The organism is Pseudomonas sp. 2995-3 (assembly GCF_002742565.1).
Classification (GTDB): domain Bacteria; phylum Pseudomonadota; class Gammaproteobacteria; order Pseudomonadales; family Pseudomonadaceae; genus Aquipseudomonas; species Aquipseudomonas edaphica.
On record NZ_LJSB01000078.1, the window covers coordinates 1 to 255 of the forward strand.

The 255-nt window shown below is 42.4% G+C and carries 1 protein-coding gene; it reads left to right on the forward strand.

Annotated elements, in window-relative coordinates; all coding sequences use genetic code 11:
* Window positions 1-255, forward strand: a 255-nt coding sequence (locus AOA62_RS03900; RefSeq protein ID WP_143521736.1) for a hypothetical protein, incomplete at both ends; no start/stop codon positions are given.

The window sequence follows — 255 nt, forward strand, 5'->3', positions numbered from 1 at the left end:
GTCATCGTTCAGTTTGGTGGACAGACAGCATTAAATCTTGCGGCGGATTTAGAAGAGCGAGGGGTAAAGATTCTTGGAACATCGCTTGAAAATATGGATAGAGCAGAAGATAGAGATAAGTTTGAACAGACATTGATGCAATTGGAGATTCCGCAGCCTAAAGGAAAAACTGCAACATCAGTATCAGAAGCAGTTGAAATTGCTAATGGCATTGGTTATCTGGTACTTGTGCGTCCATCTTATGTACTTGGGGGC